General features: G+C 44.6%; 12 protein-coding genes. 4 read left to right on the top strand and 8 right to left on the bottom strand.

Features of this window, described 5'->3' with window-relative positions; translation table 11 throughout:
- Positions 1-59 precede the first annotated feature (59 nt).
- The 4 genes from U2F10_RS08795 to U2F10_RS08780 form a co-directional block, all read right to left on the bottom strand.
- Positions 60-644, bottom strand: a complete 585-nt coding sequence (locus tag U2F10_RS08795; RefSeq protein WP_499871768.1) for a protein-S-isoprenylcysteine O-methyltransferase — start codon at positions 642-644, stop codon at positions 60-62.
- 155 nt (positions 645-799) lie between these two features.
- The gene (locus U2F10_RS08790) at positions 800-1,651 is read right to left on the bottom strand and encodes a uroporphyrinogen-III synthase (protein ID WP_499871766.1); all 852 of its coding nucleotides are present in this window, start codon (positions 1,649-1,651) and stop codon (positions 800-802) included.
- Between the two features lie 346 nt (positions 1,652-1,997).
- Positions 1,998-2,987 carry an NADPH:quinone reductase gene (locus tag U2F10_RS08785; protein ID WP_163699404.1) on the bottom strand — a complete coding sequence of 330 codons (990 nt, stop codon included), beginning with the start codon at positions 2,985-2,987 and terminating at the stop codon, positions 1,998-2,000.
- A gap of 56 nt (positions 2,988-3,043) precedes the next feature.
- Positions 3,044-3,748, bottom strand: coding sequence for an SDR family NAD(P)-dependent oxidoreductase (locus U2F10_RS08780; RefSeq protein WP_499871765.1), 705 nt, complete (start codon positions 3,746-3,748; stop codon positions 3,044-3,046).
- Positions 3,749-3,992: 244 nt separating this feature from the next.
- Between U2F10_RS08780 and U2F10_RS08775 the strand changes: the two genes are divergently transcribed.
- Together U2F10_RS08775 and U2F10_RS08770 are read left to right on the top strand one after the other, a co-directional pair.
- Positions 3,993-4,604 carry a TetR/AcrR family transcriptional regulator gene (locus tag U2F10_RS08775; RefSeq protein ID WP_163699409.1) on the top strand — a complete coding sequence of 204 codons (612 nt, stop codon included), beginning with the start codon at positions 3,993-3,995 and terminating at the stop codon, positions 4,602-4,604.
- A gap of 635 nt (positions 4,605-5,239) precedes the next feature.
- Positions 5,240-5,596 (top strand): hypothetical protein, encoded by a 357-nt coding sequence (locus tag U2F10_RS08770; RefSeq protein WP_163664000.1) that lies wholly within the window; start codon positions 5,240-5,242, stop codon positions 5,594-5,596.
- Between the two features lie 68 nt (positions 5,597-5,664).
- Here U2F10_RS08770 and U2F10_RS08765 read toward each other — a convergent pair whose 3' ends face one another.
- Entirely contained in the window at positions 5,665-6,018 is a 354-nt protein-coding gene (locus U2F10_RS08765; RefSeq protein WP_163699411.1) for a response regulator, read from the bottom strand.
- Between the two features lie 346 nt (positions 6,019-6,364).
- Positions 6,365-7,411 carry a hybrid sensor histidine kinase/response regulator gene (locus tag U2F10_RS08760; RefSeq protein WP_499871764.1) on the bottom strand — a complete coding sequence of 349 codons (1,047 nt, stop codon included), beginning with the start codon at positions 7,409-7,411 and terminating at the stop codon, positions 6,365-6,367.
- 936 nt (positions 7,412-8,347) lie between these two features.
- Between U2F10_RS08760 and U2F10_RS08755 the strand changes: the two genes are divergently transcribed.
- On the top strand, positions 8,348-12,229 hold the full coding sequence (locus U2F10_RS08755; RefSeq protein WP_499871762.1) for a hybrid sensor histidine kinase/response regulator: 3,882 nt from the start codon (positions 8,348-8,350) through the stop codon (positions 12,227-12,229).
- 43 nt (positions 12,230-12,272) lie between these two features.
- Here U2F10_RS08755 and U2F10_RS08750 read toward each other — a convergent pair whose 3' ends face one another.
- Together U2F10_RS08750 and U2F10_RS08745 are read right to left on the bottom strand one after the other, a co-directional pair.
- Positions 12,273-13,472, bottom strand: coding sequence for a glycosyltransferase family protein (locus U2F10_RS08750; RefSeq protein WP_499871760.1), 1,200 nt, complete (start codon positions 13,470-13,472; stop codon positions 12,273-12,275).
- A 123-nt stretch (positions 13,473-13,595) separates the two neighbouring features.
- A complete protein-coding gene (locus tag U2F10_RS08745; protein ID WP_499871758.1) occupies positions 13,596-14,882 on the bottom strand; it encodes a glycosyltransferase in 1,287 nt (428 codons plus the stop codon).
- 523 nt (positions 14,883-15,405) lie between these two features.
- Between U2F10_RS08745 and U2F10_RS08740 the strand changes: the two genes are divergently transcribed.
- Entirely contained in the window at positions 15,406-16,074 is a 669-nt protein-coding gene (locus tag U2F10_RS08740) for a response regulator transcription factor (RefSeq protein ID WP_006513955.1), read from the top strand.
- The last annotated feature ends 121 nt before the right edge of the window (positions 16,075-16,195 follow it).

The raw sequence follows: 16,195 nt of genomic DNA, 5'->3' as shown, positions 1-16,195 counted from the left end.
AGAAATTACCTTAATCGCTGTCAGGGAGGGGGCGATATATGGCGCTTATGGTCAAACAATCAAAAAATAAACGGGACCAACCGCTTCGTCCGTTGCCGATATGCCTGATATTGTTCACCAAATTGTTCCAGCATCATTTTCTCCTCATTACCCACCCGGAGAAAATATAGAAAACCAAACGTAATTATGCCTGAAAGACCGGCAATCCAATTTGTTAATAATAGTGCTTGGGCCGTGGCCCATAACCAGAGCGAGGTATACATGGGGTGGCGGATAGATCGATAAATGCCGTTGGTAATTAATGTATGGTCTTTTCGAACCTGCAATGTGGGTGACCAGTTTTTGCCGAGATCATGGTGAGAACGCCAAAATAAGTAGAGCGCGATCGCAAACATCAAAATGCCCAATACATTCGCCCAAATCGGTAGAAAATAGTTAGCAAAATTAAACAGTGGCGTAACAATATAAATCAGCGGCAAAACAAACATCCCCAGCAGAACAAATGCTAACAGGCCATTCTCTAGAGGGGTTTTACGGTTATCGATGATGGTATTCTCCTTAATCTCCCGTTGATAGGGTTTGCGGATAATCCCTGTTAATACGAAGAAAACTAAGAAGATAATTTTGAGAGTGAGGGAATCCATGATTGATCTCTTACATGCTAATTAAGTTTACTTCCAGACACAGGATCAGTTATTTATTAAGAATGTTTCTCAATAAATAACTCCCATGATCATAGCGAAATCCCCCAGGAATGACGGGCCATTACTCAATCTTTTGTAACGTAACTCTCTTCCTGCTAGTTGATGGGCAAACGCGTTTGCTTTGCCTCAAATGCAGATCCTCTTGCTGCGGCCCATTGAATCAGCGCTGCGGTTAAACCATTTATAGAGTACTCATTAGGCTGAATATCTACCCGACTAAAGATCTCTTGACAGGCTTCAGATGTTAGTGGTCCAATAGAAGCGATCGCCACCTTTTCCAATAGCTGTTCTGGCAATGCGCCCAGCTTATTTTGATGGGCCTGTAGGAGTTGTTGGAAGCATCGAACTGTCTTAGGACTGGCAAATGTAACTACATCAATAATTCCTTGCTTGAGGGCCTGTAGCGTGTCCGGTTCAATATCCTCTGGACAGGCAGAGCGGTAGGCTGGAACATCCCACACCACAGCCCCTAGGCAAGAAAGTTCAGTAATGAGTAGGTCCCGTCGTTCATCTTCCAAGCAGGGATATAAAATTTGGGCCCCGTTCAAGTGATCGCGATCAGGAAAATGTTCTACCAGCGAATCAGAAATGAATTGAGGTGGAATAAAATCGGGTGTCAGCCCCTTTTGTTGCAAGAAAATTGCAGTTTTTCGACCGACAACCGCAATTTTGACTGTGGCAATGTCTTGGAGTGAATAGCCCTGGGATCTCAAACGCTCAATAAAGAACTTGCCCCCATTAGCCGAAGTTAGAATCAACCAATCAAACTCCGATAGCCGGGAAAGTTGTTGGTCGAGCTCGTGCCAACTAGACGGTGGCTGAATCGACAATGCCGAGAGTGAGATCGCATTGGCTCCCTGACCCCTAAGTTGTTGGACAAAGGTATCGGCTTGGTCTACGGGCCTAGTCACAAGAATAGTTTCACCCGAAAATCGAGTAGCAGTCATCTTTTTACTCTTATTGTCGTCGCTACATCTAGCTTACATTCGAATCCCCCTTAAATTATTGACATAGAAAGGTTTAAGGGCACTCATGCTGATCAGCGGTTAGGATGGGCATTGCCTCCACCCTACAGGGATTTAATAAAGTACTGCCACCTCAGATCTTGATCTTGTTGTTATATTTCAACAACTTACTACAGATCCCCAGACGGTTACCCTAAGTTCTGAAATGGTCAAGCAGCAAACGGAAACGGCGATCAATTTTATTCTTGCAGGTGTAGGTACTTAATAGCACGCATATTTGCAATGGGATCTCAGGGGCAGTGCTTGATGAGTTGGGTCGTGTATCCTGTTAAGTGATATCAATAACAACTTTGCCGATGAGTTTGCCGCTGTCCACTGCATCATGGGCAGCGGCGGTTTCGTTTAAGGGATAGTGGGCTGCGATCAAATGTTGAAGGGCACCATCGCGACTAGCCTGATTAATGTCGCGGGCAGCGGCCTCATGGGCTGCGTCACTCATGGCGTAAACCAGCACTGTACGGAGGGCGGCATTTTTGTAGAGCAGTTCATAAAAAGGAATTTCTACTTTAGCTGCATTGCCTGACTCATAGGTGGCAATCACGCCATTGCGGGCAACAAGTTTGGCGTTGATGTCAATGTTGGCAGCCAGGGCAACATCGACGATGCGATCGCACCCCCACTTTCCGGTAATCTCGCGAACCTTTGCGACCACGTTTTCCTGCCGATAATTAATCACATAATCAGCCCCCACTTGTTTGGCAACGGCTGCTTTCTCATCACTGCTCACTGTCGCCAAGATTGTCTTCGCGCCACCCCATTTAGCTAGTTGAATGGCATACATGCCAACGGCACCGGCTCCTCCATGCACCAGCACCGTTTTGTCAGTAATGGGACCATCACTAAACACGGAAAAGTGTGCCGTCATCGCTGGAACACCTAAGCTAGCGCCTGCTGCAAAGTCCAGAGACTCGGGCATCGTCATTGCTTTATGGGCAGGCACCACTACATAGTCTGCAGCTGTGCCAAATGCTGAGTGTCGTTGGGCTTCGTAGATCCACACCCGTTCTCCGATGCGCTCAGGTGACACATTCTCTCCTACGGCATCAATCACCCCTGCACCATCGTTGTGGGGAATAGTTTTTGGGTAGGGTTGTTTTAGCCCCATCCAACCACTGCGAAACTTGGTATCAGAGGGATTAATGCCGGAAACATGCACTTTGATTCGCACATCTCCAGCACCAGGTGCTGGCTGTTCCATATCACCATATTCTAGAACCTCTGTTGCATTACCTGGTTTTTCATACCAAACAGCTTTCATTGTACGTTCTCCTTTAGGGGCATTTTTTGGATGTAGAGACGTTGCATACAAAGTCTCTAGAAATCAATTATGTTGCGATCTCGCCAAAACTTACCACTGTCTTTCCCAGAAGCTTCGGTGGCTAACCAGATGGCCGTATCTGCTCCTTGTTCTGGTGATCGTGGTGCTGAGGATCCTCCCATATCGGTTCTGACCCAGCCTGGACACATGGCATTCACAACAATGTTTTTAGACCTTAGTAATTGGGCCAGCATGATAGTGGCACCGTTGAGCGCTAGCTTGGAAAGGCAGTAGCTAGGTGCTGTTGTGGTGAGGCCATCCAGCGCTCCCATACCACTGGAAACATTGATTATCCTAGCATTCTCAGCGGCTTCTAACAGAGGTAAGAAGGTTTGCACCATGCATACCACGCCAAATGTGTTGGTGTGCATGGCTGAATCTAACAACTCGCGGGAGATGGTTAGTATGTCGATGCTGTTATCTGGGTAAACGCCAGCATTATTGATTAATACATCTAGGTGGTTGATGCCTTGGGATTTAAGTGTCTGAACCGCTTGCTTGATGGAGCTGTCATCGCTAACGTCTAATTCGAGGGGAATGACGGGACCGTTGAGGGTTTTGGCAGCTTGTTTGGCACTGTTGAGCGCGCGCGAGGTGAGGATTACTTTGTAGTCTTTGGCGAGGAGGCCCTGTGCGATCGCAAATCCAATGCCGCGATTGCCACCGGTTACTAGTGCTTGTTTTTGTTGTTGTGTGGTCATGGGGTGAATTTTCTGTTGTGGAATGGGTGTCGTGCTCTTCTCGTTTCACCATTGGCTTATTCAACAAACGTCAAGACAGTTAAATAGATCATCTTTGAAACCATACCTAAAATAAAAACGTTGCGTTTCGTATATATATCTTCTAAACGATTCGTATCGGAAATGTCAACACTTCTGAGATAATTTCTGTACGATTCGTATCGTATGTATAATCAAAAAACCTGAAAAGCTTGAGGTAAATAGTATGCCACGTCAGAAAAGCAGCGCCAAATCCAACCAGCCGGCCTCGGTTGGACGACCCCGTTCCTGGGAGTCGAAGCAGGCAATCCTGACAGCAGCGTGGAAATTGCTGCAGACATATAGCGTCCGCAAGGTTTCTATTGAGGCTGTCGCCCGTGAAGCTGGGGTGGGTAAAACAACAATTTATCGCTGGTGGCCCAGTAAGGCGGCGGTGATTGTGGATGCGTTTTTAGCTCAGGTGGAGCCAAGTCTGCCGTTTCCTAAAACGGATACTGCGTCGGCATCTTTAGCATTGCAGATGCGCCAGGTGGTCAAGATCCTGAGTGGTGATGTGGGTCGGATTGTGGCACAAATTATTGCTGAGGGACAGTGTGATCCGGAGGCATTGGAAAGTTTTTGCGATCGCTTTCTCAAGCCTCGACGCAATGCTGCCCGACACATAATTCTTCAGGGTATCGAGTCTGGTGAATTTGCCCCAGACATAGACCCAAATTTAGCGATGGATATTCTGTATGGGCCGATCTACTATCGTCTGTTAGTAAAGCATTTACCTTTGGATGAGGCGTTTGCGGCAGCATTGCATAGGCAGGCAATTGTCAGTATTCTCAAGCCATAAGAGGCTGGCAAATAGCTGGGACTACCATTCCCACTTTTGAAGACAATTTATACCTTTACAAGTTAGAGCGTAAATTACTGACTACACCCAAGAGGGGCGGGAACGTCCTCAGACAAACACCTCTATATGAATTAATCTATGCCCTTACCTGGTCGAATCAGGCAGCTTAGAAATTCTTCTTTAGTTTTTATAACAATTTTTGTTGTTTTATCTCTAAGTAGACATTTGACTTCAGTTACAGGATAGGGCTTACAGCAAACGATGCCTGATCTCTAATCATAGATAGCTAATATGAAATATTAAAGAGAACAATAATCTATCAAACTTATTAAAATAATCCACTAACCTGACTAAGTATGTGATATGAGACTAGTTTATTGAGTTTAAACCTGCATGCATACTTAAGATAATCACCGTAATTGTTAACCGTCTTGTGGTTCTCAGGCAACTTCTCCCCAGACAGCGCAGCCTAGTATATAATCGTGTTCTATACTTGGGACATCACTTTACTAAGTGACAGATGTCACTTGGCTGTTTTTCACCTATGTCAGAAATCTTTTTCTTTTTCTGACTTTATGATGAACAAATCAAGTGTCGCTACTCCGAAGACATTTAAGAAATCATAAAGGAGCCAAATGCAAGCGCGGATAGCAAAAACATCAACCCTTTCGGACCTAGCTGAGTGGCTGGAACAGAAGGGCTGGAAGGAGCTTCCACCCAGTTCAGCCGTGCTTAATTACTGTGACCGTCTTTGGCAAAAGAAAGCTGGCTGTTTATTGGTAAATCTCTATAATTACGATGCATTTCAAGCGGGAGAAGCAAATATTGATGGAGAATTAAACTCCTTTGCTATTGAATTAGCTGCCCAATCTACTGATGGTTACTGGGCAAGGCACGAAAAGTATGGTATCCGTGGCAGTGAGCTAAAGGATGTTTTGGATGATCAAGTAGTGAAATTGTTGAAAGCGTGGCAAGTTATCAATGAATGCTAGTGAGATCTTCACAGCTCGTACTGATGTTGAGCGTAAATCCCAGATATCTCTTCATACTGCGTAGCTACTTACACGTATGTGTGAATATATGCCATTAGACGCTCAAAGCTAAAGGGTTTAGCAAGGTACTCATTAGCCCCTAAAAATAAAGCCCGTAGCCGTTCCTCTTCACTAGATAAGGCTGTCACAACTATCACAGGGACCTGTAAGTTCTGGGCACGTATTGCACCAAGAATTGATACACTATCTAACTCTGGCAGAACCAAATCCAACAAAACCAGATCAAACATGTCAGAGAGAGCTAACGGTATGGCTCTCTCTTCATTATTCACGGCTAACGTTCGATGCCCCAGTTGCTGCAATCCTTTCGATAGAAAAGAAACAGCATGCGGTTCATCTTCAATAATCAGAATACTTGCCACAAGAGTACTCTCAAGTGATGGTGGGCTCTTTGTAAATGCAGCTTTTCAGGACTTTCACCAAGAGTACTACCTGTTACTGGCACTGATGATAAACCTGAGCTTTTCAAGCAATTTGTCTAATGTCACTTGCGCCACAAGGCCTAAAACACTTAAGCCGAGATAAATCAATTTCTCTTGAGGTAATCTAAAAGCCTGACTTTTCAGACAGTACACGGTTTAAATATTGAATGATGTATGCAGTTATACTTTAGGACATCTTTTGTAAAGATGAGCCCGTAAGATACATAGCAGCATTGGACCTCAAGATCTGATAGCTCATTAGGATAAACTACTCATTCAAAGGGAGCTAACTCCCTGTAATTGGTAGGGTCAGCCTTACTATTGTTCCCTGCTGATAACTACTTCTCACTACAAACTGTCCTCCAACAAGGGCAACAATTCTTTTGACAATTTTCAATCCTAGCCCTGTATGCTCTTGCCCATAAGCTTTCCGATCAAACTGGATTGAGTCATCAATGGTGGCAATTTGTTCTTCTGTCATCCCTTGCCCTGAGTCACGGATGAATAGAGTCACAAAATCTTCTGTCACTTCACTTCTAACTTCAATAGGTGTTTCTGGTGGAGAAAATTTTAGGGCATTATCGAGTAACTCATTGAGAATAATTGATAGATATCGAGCCGATAGTGCAATTTCGGCATCCTCAATTATCAAGACCAGGTCATTACTACGGTTATATCTGCGTGCGAGAGGGGCTGTTAGTTCAACAGCCCTACTCAAGCTTTGCTTCTCTTCAAATTCTAAAGAGCTTGGTTGACTAGCAGCAAGCTCTAACTCCATATAAACCTGAAACTTGACTGTTAGATTTTCTAAACGTTGGGCCGATTGCTCAATCCGATCGCACAGATCATGGTGGGATAATTGAGAAGCTAAGCTGGCTCGTAAATCATCGAGGGTACTTTCTAAAAGATTAATTGTATTTGATTGGATACGAGATAGTGTTTCGTTTGTGTCATATCCTTGTTTAATTTTAAGCATGGAGTTCACACAAGTGCGCAGCTTGAGCGAGTCAACCGGTTTAGTAAGAAAGTCATCAGCACCTGCGTTGATACAAGATGTTACTGTTGTTCTAGTATCTAATATTGTTACTACAATAATAGGAACATTCTGCCATTGGGGTGATGCCTTGATGCGACGGCACACTTCGATACCACTAATACCCGGCATGAGAACATCGAGCAAAATTAGATCGGGCTTAAATGCATCTAGAGATACAATGGCATCCTCTCCACTGGCAGCATAATAAAGCTGATAATCCTGACGATTGAAGAGGGCCTCGATAATGTCAAAATGACTAACTTCATCATCAATCACTAAAATAACGGGCTGTTTCATAGAGCGTTTGTTTGTTCGCTTAAAAGCTTCTCAATAGTAATGGCAAGTTGCCCTAAATTAACTGGTTTGCTCAAGTACTCAGGTAAACCTGCCCCCTGTTCAAATATTATTAATAATTTTACCTTTACCGCCCTGAAGCTCAGCAATGCGTTTTATTAAAGCGATTTTTAGGCCTGTTCTAACTTATTATCGGCTAAGCGCATCATCAGTTTGAATAAAGAGTTTGAATAGCTTTTGCATATAATCAGATTTAATACCAATGCCTGGGTTAATGACAAGAAAATTTAATAAGATGTTGCGGGAGTTAGATGTCTCCGCATCGCTGGTCTCGTTAGATGTCTTGTCAGACTGTTGTTTATGATCAATCTTAAGGTGGCAAAACCCCCTGCTGGTAAGATTTTAACGGCATCGCTGAGTAGATTAATTAGCAGCCTCACGTATACCAAGAATGGTGTTTAGAAGTGTGCAGGATTCATGTGAGAGTCGTTAGCCAACGAATGCACCGCTTATTCTAATTTGGGTAAGAGAACTTTGATTTTACTTGAAGCAAGGGTGTAGTGTCGATGGCCATGGAACCTAAACGTGCTAAGAGTGGAATGGCAGCAGATATCCAAAACCATTCAATCGGTTCCGGTCAAGTTTGAATTAGTCTGGACCCATCGAATTAATATGGAGAGAGTTCTGTCGGCAATGATCTGTGCTTAGGTGGTGGGTGCGATCGCACAGAGGCTAAAAATAGATAGATAAAGACGTCTAGATAACGGCTGCAACGTGGAAAATATTCTTGATAAAGCTTGGTGTGCATGACTTCGATCGGATAAATGAGGTGTTCTTTGAGCTAGAACCCAAACTCCAGCTATGCATGAATCTTGTATTTTTCCTTTAGAAATTAAATTTTTCAGGTAGTCGAGGTTTTGAAGTTAAAGCAGTAAAGTTATGATTAGGAGGGTTTATTTAGAGAAATATCTAGAAAACGTTAGTGTCGGTAAGCGTTATGTCGATGCTATTGCTCCACCCGTTATGTTGAGAAGGATTGCCGTTTTAATCACCACCCTTGGGTTTGTTTTGAATGCGGTATCACCTTCCTATGCTCGCAGGCCTGATGACATCAAGTTTAATCACTTATCCCAAGAGGACGGTCTGGCGGGCAACCGAGTACGGGCAATTGTGCAAGATAACCATGGCTTTATGTGGTTTGGTCATTGGGATGGGCTGACTCGCTACGACGGCGGCACCACGGTGGTCTATAACAATGACGTGGATGACCCCAGCAGTTTGAGTCACAATCTGGTGAGTACGCTCACCCTTGACCAGGAGGGCTTTCTATGGGTTGGTACCCTCGGAGGCGGTCTTAATCGCTTTGATCACGCCCGCCAAACCTTCACTCATTACCGTTATGCTTCTGACAATGCCAATAGTTTAAGTAGTGATGATGTTGTCAGTGTCTATCACGATCGGGCTGGGACTATGTGGGTTGGTACCTGGGGAGGCGGTCTTAACCGCTTTAATCCAAAGACAGGTAACGTCACTCGCTACCAGTATGACCCAAATGACCCCACCAGTCTCAGTGGTGACAAAGTTGTCGGCATTCATGAGGATCGGATCGGGCAGCTTTGGGTGAGTACGTTTCATTCGGGGCTCAACCGTTTGGATCCGATCACGGGGCAGTTTACCCGTTTCCCAGTCGATCCGAAGACCGGGAAAAGCCTGAACGCTGACTGGGGCAATAACCAGAACTTTTATGAAGATGCCTCTGGTCTGATTTGGTTTACGGCCAAAACTGGACTTTATATCCTAGATCCAGAAACAGAACGATTTACCCGTCAACCCTATGCGGTTCCTGGCGTCCTTAATCCTGAGCTGAGGGGAATTCTAGTCGATCGCACAGGAACTATGTGGGTCAATGGTCGACATGGCTTTGCTAGACGTGAGCTTGAGCGGGGGCAATGGACTCATTTGGTAAACAATCCATCGGATGCATCCACCATCAGTCCTAGCGATAAGATCACCACATATCAAGATCGCTCTGGCGTCATTTGGGTTGGGAGCTTGTGTTGTGGGGTGAATATCTTTAATCCCACTCCTGCCAAATTCACCCACTACAAACACAACCCAGATAATCCTAATGGACTAAATCATCCGTCTGTTCAGGTCATTTATGAAACGAGCGACGGTGCACTATGGTTGGGCACTCAGATCGGGCTGGAAAAATTTGACCGTCAGACAGGGCAATTTACCCATTATTTACATGAACCGACAATCCCCCATAGCCTGGGGGCTGGTACAGATTTTTTAGCCATTGATGAAGATGCGGCGGGTGATCTCTGGGTGGGCGGTGTTGGTCACACCGGATTGAATCGCTTGGATCGGGCCAGTGGCCGGTTTACGACCTATCGGCACGATCCGAATGATGTCAACAGCTTGAGCGATCCAGACGATAGTGTTTTATCTATTCAGGTCGACGATGACGGCAGCATTTGGGTGGGGACCCGAGCGGGTGGTCTTAATCATTTTGATCCGAGTACCGAAACGTTTCGTGCTTACCGCCACGACCCCAATGATGCCAACAGTCTGAGTGATAATAATGTACGAGTCATTCATATTACCCCGTCCGGTATTCTATGGCTCGGCAGCTGGCATAAAGGGTTAACTCGATTTGACCCTCAGGCTAAAACGTTTACCCGCTATCAACACAATCCAAACGATCTTCAGAACAGCTTGCCGAGCAATACCGTATATACAATTCATGAAGATACCAAAGGTACATTATGGATTGGCACATCCGCCGGGTTAAGTCGGTTTGATGCGGCCAAGGGCGCATTTACCAGTTATAGAGAGAAAGATGGTCTACCCAGTGCATCCATTCGTGACATCTTGGAAGATAATCAAGGCCATCTATGGATCAGCACGAATCGAGGACTCTCCAAATTTGATCCCGAGACACTCACGTTTAGAAATTACGGTGCACACGATGGTTTACAAGGTAAAGAATTTACTGCGAGTGCTGGTTACAAAAGTCGAACGGGCGAAATGTTTTTTGGTGGCACTGCTGGTTTTAATGCGTTTTACCCCAATCAATTAATCAATGATAGTTTCGCACCGCCGGTCGTGTTCACCGACTTTCAACTGTTCAATCAGTCAATCCCTCTTGGTCAGGAGGGGTCTCCGTTAACCCAGGACATCAGTGTTACCAATAAGGTTACCCTGAGTCACGATCAGTCAGTATTTAGCATTGCCTTTGCGGCGTTGAGCTACTGGTTTCCTGAACACAATCAATATGCCTATAAGATGGAGGGCTTTGATCAAGATTGGACATGGGTCGACAGTCGTCGTCGCTTTGCCACCTACACCAACCTTAACCCGGGTAACTATACCTTCCGGGTCAAGGCCAGTAACAGTGATGGCTATTGGAATGAAACTAGTAGAGCTCTACAAATCACGATTACCCCCCCCTGGTGGCAGACCCTTTGGTTTCGCAGTTTGGCAGTGGTGTCAGGATTAGGCGCAGTCATCGGGATTTATCGCTGGCGAGTTCAAGCCATCGAAAGTTACAATCGCCAACTCACAGCTGAAGTAACAGAACGGACCTATGAGTTGAAAATTGCCAAAGAACAGGCCGAAACCGGGGCTTATGAGCTGAAAGTTGCTAAAGAACAAGCTGAAGCTGCCAACGAAGCTAAGAGTGCTTTCTTGGCTAATATGAGCCACGAACTACGCACCCCCCTAAATGCGATTCTGGGGATGACCGAGGTACTACAAGAGAAGGTTGTCGGCCAGATTAATGGGCAACAACTAAAAGCGTTACAGACCATTGAACGCAGTGGATCGCATCTGCTGGAACTGATCAACGACATTCTCAACTTGGCCAAAGTGGAGTCAGGGTTAATCGAGCTAGAGTATTCTCCCGTTGCGGTGACATATCTCTGTAAGTCTAGTTTGGCCTTTGTCAAAGAACAGTCCCTGAAGAAAAACATCCAGCTTCACCAGAAAGTTCCCTCAAACTTACCAGATATAGTGGTTGATGAACGGCGGATTCGCCAGGTTTTGATTAATCTGTTGAACAACGCTGTAAAATTTACCCTGGAAGGGGGACACATCACCCTCGAAGTGGAGCCATTGCCACCGGACGAGACCTGCCACCAAAAATACCTACGCTTTGCCGTGACCGATACAGGCATGGGCATTGCTCCAGACCATCTGAAAAAGTTGTTTCAACCCTTTGTCCAGATTGAAAGTGATCTCAATCGACAATATGAAGGCACTGGACTGGGGCTAGCTCTGGTAAAACGGATTGTTCAACTCCATGGAGGACAAGTCGCCGTCACCAGTGAGGTCGACGTAGGTAGCTGCTTTTCCATTGAGCTGCCCTATACCATCTCTGAGCTTAGTGATCCCATATCTCAAATTGTGCCGGAGTCTTATCCAACAACTCCTGAAAGCGAACAACCCACCGTAGCTCCCCTCATCCTATTGGCGGAAGACAACGAGGCCAATATTCTCACCTTCTCCAGTTATCTGCGTGCTAAAGGCTATCGCCTTCAAGTGGCAAAAAATGGTCAAGCAACCATTGAGTTAGCTCAGGCTGAACTACCCAATATTATTCTCATAGACATCCATATGCCTGGCATGGATGGTTTAACAGCCATCCGACACATTCGCCAATTACCTGCTCTGACTAAAATCCCCATCATTGCGCTGACAGCCCTTGCTATGACAGGAGATCGAGAGCGTTGTTTAGAGGCTGGGGCTAACCTTTATCTCAGTAAACCGGTTAAACTCAAACAGTTAACGCTATCAATTCAAAAGTTGTTAACCTAATGAGAGAGAAAGCATACCCAAGCTATATTAGCCTCTGCTCCTATCAATAGCTGTCTTTACATGGAAGAGGTTCTAGGGTTGGATTGAGTAAGTTAAATGGCTTTTTTAAAGTCACTAAGGCTTTAACCAGAGTCGTTGTAATCTTAACGCCCTGTAAGCAGATATCATTTGGCTTGGGATAACGGTTCAACATGGCAAGAGTTTCAAAAGAAAAGAGAATTGGATCAAGTTCTTCTGGTTCGATAATTTTAAGTATGTCGCGCTCTTGTAGGCGAGCTAATCTTCGTGTTTGTTCCGGTTCAACATTCCCTCCAAACGGTAATAGCATTGCCCGAGTGCCGGTTTGTAGAACATTTAGGGTCATGTCGTATCCGGCTATGCCGATGGCCAAATCAGCTTGAACCATATAGCTAAGTAAGTCAGAGGTATACCGCTGTACGGTGAGATTAGAGCAATGTATTGCCATTGCTTGCAGACGTCTGTAAATGTCCATGGGCACAAATGGCCCTGTGAATATTTGAATATGATGGGGGATTTTATCTTCTAAATACTGACTGGCCTGAGCGACGCAATCCAATAGCCCATGCCCTAAACGACCATCTCCAACGGTCACGAGTATCATTGGCTTAGTCTTAGCTTCAGGGGAGAATTCTCGATCTACATCCGGTACTACATAGCCTGTGTAGTGAATGTCGCAGGTGAGTTCTCTGATGCAAGAAAAACTTTCATTCAGTGAAATGAAGCTAGGGTCACCATGGATTAAGATCTGGTCAAAGTATTGATTGATCAGCTGGCAGGTTTCAGTTTCATAATCGGCTTTATTGGTGGGTGAAATAACAATGTCACCCAGACTACAGATAGTTTGAGCTCCGTAGTCTTTAGATCTGTCTAGTAAAGGGATGATCTCAGCAGCAAGGTGATGATGCTCAAAGGGAAATCGCTCTACAATGACAGCAGCAGGACGGATGCGATCGCAAAGTTCCAATAATCGCTTACGGCGACGGTCTGAAATATTGTCTGTAGGCAAAGAAGCTACAGACAGTTTAGAATCCGCTAACTCTGTTTGAGTTGTCGGTAAGTCAACAATTTCAATACCTTCAAGTGTAGGAAAATCCTGAATCACCCCTCCACTGTTGACGACATACACTCTAAATTCTTGAGTCAGGCTATGGACAATTGCCATACTACGAATTAAGTGCCCAATGTCATGGCTAGGCTGACTATAAAACAGTAGATTTTTCATTGATTATTCCCGCCATGGATATTAATCATGATTCCTAAACACAAGATTTATAGTATGCCTGCAATTATGTAGGGATGCACTGTTATCGGCCCATAAAATATGCACGTGGCGTATGCATGTCATCTACGAAGCTGCTAACTTGAGCAAGTTCGCTAGCGTATTTTCCTGATTTGTCAGCCTCATGGGGGGCTGTACAGCTTTTATTAAATTGTCTTTTAAAGCGCCTACATTACTCGCTAGGCTAAACTTATCCAACACGGTTAAGCGGCCTGCTTTGCCTAATGTGCTACTTAACTCAGGCTGCTCCATTAATGTCTCTAAAGCTTTGGCTAAGGATAGGGAGTCTTTCTCAGGCACTAATACTCCATTGTAGTAAGAGTGCATCAGCTCAGAAATTCCTAAAATACTGGTTGATACAACGGGTATTTCCATTGCCATAGCTTCTAGCAATACGTGAGGAATCCCATCGCGATTGCCACTGTCGCTTACCAGATAAGGCAACACAAACAGAGTCGCTTTTTGATAATAATCAATCAGCTGCTCCTGAGATATATGGCTAACTAGAGTGACATGCCCATTAAGACCTAAGTGGTTAATTTGCTGGCGTATTGAATTCTCTAAGGGGCCATCACCAAAAATTATGCCTTGAAACGACGTGCCTTCCTGTTTAAGAAGATGAAAGGTTTCTAATAAATATTGAAATCCATTGTCTTCACACAAATAACCACCACTCAGAATGAGAGGAATATCTGACTGTTGACGTTTAGGTGGAGGATTAAAGCGACCAACGTCAATGCCATGATAAGCCACGTGAATAGGCGTGTGGGAGGTGGAAATACGATCTAGATAACAGCGATTGTATTCACTACACGTACAAATAAAGTTCGCTTTAGCCATACGGCGATTAAGGCTAGCCGTATCCTTAATATAGATATCTTTTGTATGGACTGAAAGGCTATAGGATATGCCAGAAAACGCCTTCACAATCTCTGCGGTAGCTGCAGGTATGTCCGCAAAATGAGCATGGAGATGAATAATGCCTAAATCTTTCAGCAACTGGGCCAAATAACCTGCTTGTAAAAATTCATTAAGCCGTTGGTGTTGATCGCGCTTTAGATGGTGCTTTAAGGTTTCTAAATAAACATCACTATCTTGTTCGAATAAAGCAAGCTGAGTACTGACTAGCTCTTTTTCAGCAGCTCGATCAAACTCAGGAAGCAGAGATGGCACGTAGGTGATTGGCGCTTTAATATTGACCGCATCAGGATGACTATCCCCTTCAAATGGAGGTCTTAAAGAGAAAATGTGTAGGTCGAGCCCTTGTCTTTCTAGCTCTAAGATCTCATTGACAATAAAAGTCTCTGATACGGTAGGATAGGTTTCCAGCAAAAGTCCAATTAAAGGGCGCATAGTCATCCTGTGAAATTACGGCTGAGTCAAAAAAAGCGCTTCGTATAAAGACATACGTTCGTTGAATAAGGTGGAATAGATGCAAATATAGCTCCATTCCCTGCAGCTGACCTGAGTCCACAACACTATGTTGGGTATTATGGTCGATTTTGTTAAAACGCAAGTGAATGAACGGTTAGATTCTCCTCATGAAAGCCATTTCCATGAGAGTTTTCTTAGATACTCTCTATTGGCGACCTATTAATAAACTATATCTGTCAAGATATATCTGTGAAGACATTTCAACCTGGGTTGTCGCAACGATAATGGCCAAGTAAAATACCTTAGGCTAATTAAGTATAAAAGTTTAGCTTAATTAGACGACTGTTTAAGGTATACCTGTTTGTCTACTTGAAGATCTGGTTTTGAGTCTACTCGTGATCAAATTAGTTTATTCAGATTAGCTTGTATAGCAATCACACTCTTATAGTAATCAAGCGTTATTGAGAGCAGCTAGCTTTGCTAGGATGCAGGAGAATTTCAGATGAGACAGATTTTAATTGCTGAAGATGAGACTCGGGTCGCATTTTTTTTAGAGCAAGGGCTACGCAGTAATGGATTTATGACTAAACATGTCGCGACCGGATCTGAAGCGCTGAGTCATACCCTCAATGGCGAATTTGATCTGATCATTCTCGATTTAGGTTTGCCTGGAAGAGAGGGGTTTTCAGTACTTCAAGAGCTACGGGGGCAGGGATGTCAGATTCCAATCATCATTTTGACGGCCCGTGATGGGATGACCGATAAACTCACCGGGTTTGATCTTGGAGCCGATGATTATGTTACTAAGCCGTTCCGATTTGAAGAACTGTTGGCGCGTATTCGGGCTCGGTTGCGGACGACGGCATTTGCCAATCCTGAGAAAGACTGGATACTGAGTCATCATGGGGTGGAACTCAACATGCGTACACGGCTAGTGCGCATTGGTGAGAAGCTCATTGAACTATCAGCCCGTGAGTTTTCCATGGCAGAGACCTTTTTGAGTCATCCAGGACAGGTAATTAGTCGTGAACAGCTACTGGATCGGGTGTGGGGATACGACCATGCACCAGGTTCTAATGTGGTGGATGTGTATGTGGGCTATCTGCGTAAAAAGCTAGGAAGTCACTTAATTGAGACTGTTCGAGGGGTGGGATATCGCATGCCTGTTTAGGCTATAACTTTATATATACCAGGGAGAACATAAATAGATCTATAGTTTTAGCTCTAACAACTTGAGACTGTGATAACGACAATGGCTACTACAGTCAGAGCACGATATTTTAATGGTTACC

It is taken from the genome of Leptothoe sp. EHU-05/26/07-4 (assembly GCF_043421015.1).
Taxonomy (GTDB): Bacteria; Cyanobacteriota; Cyanobacteriia; order Phormidesmidales; family Phormidesmidaceae; genus Leptothoe; species Leptothoe turfae.
The sequence above is the reverse complement of the archived record's forward strand: the minus strand, read 5'-3'. Positions and strand labels throughout refer to the sequence as shown.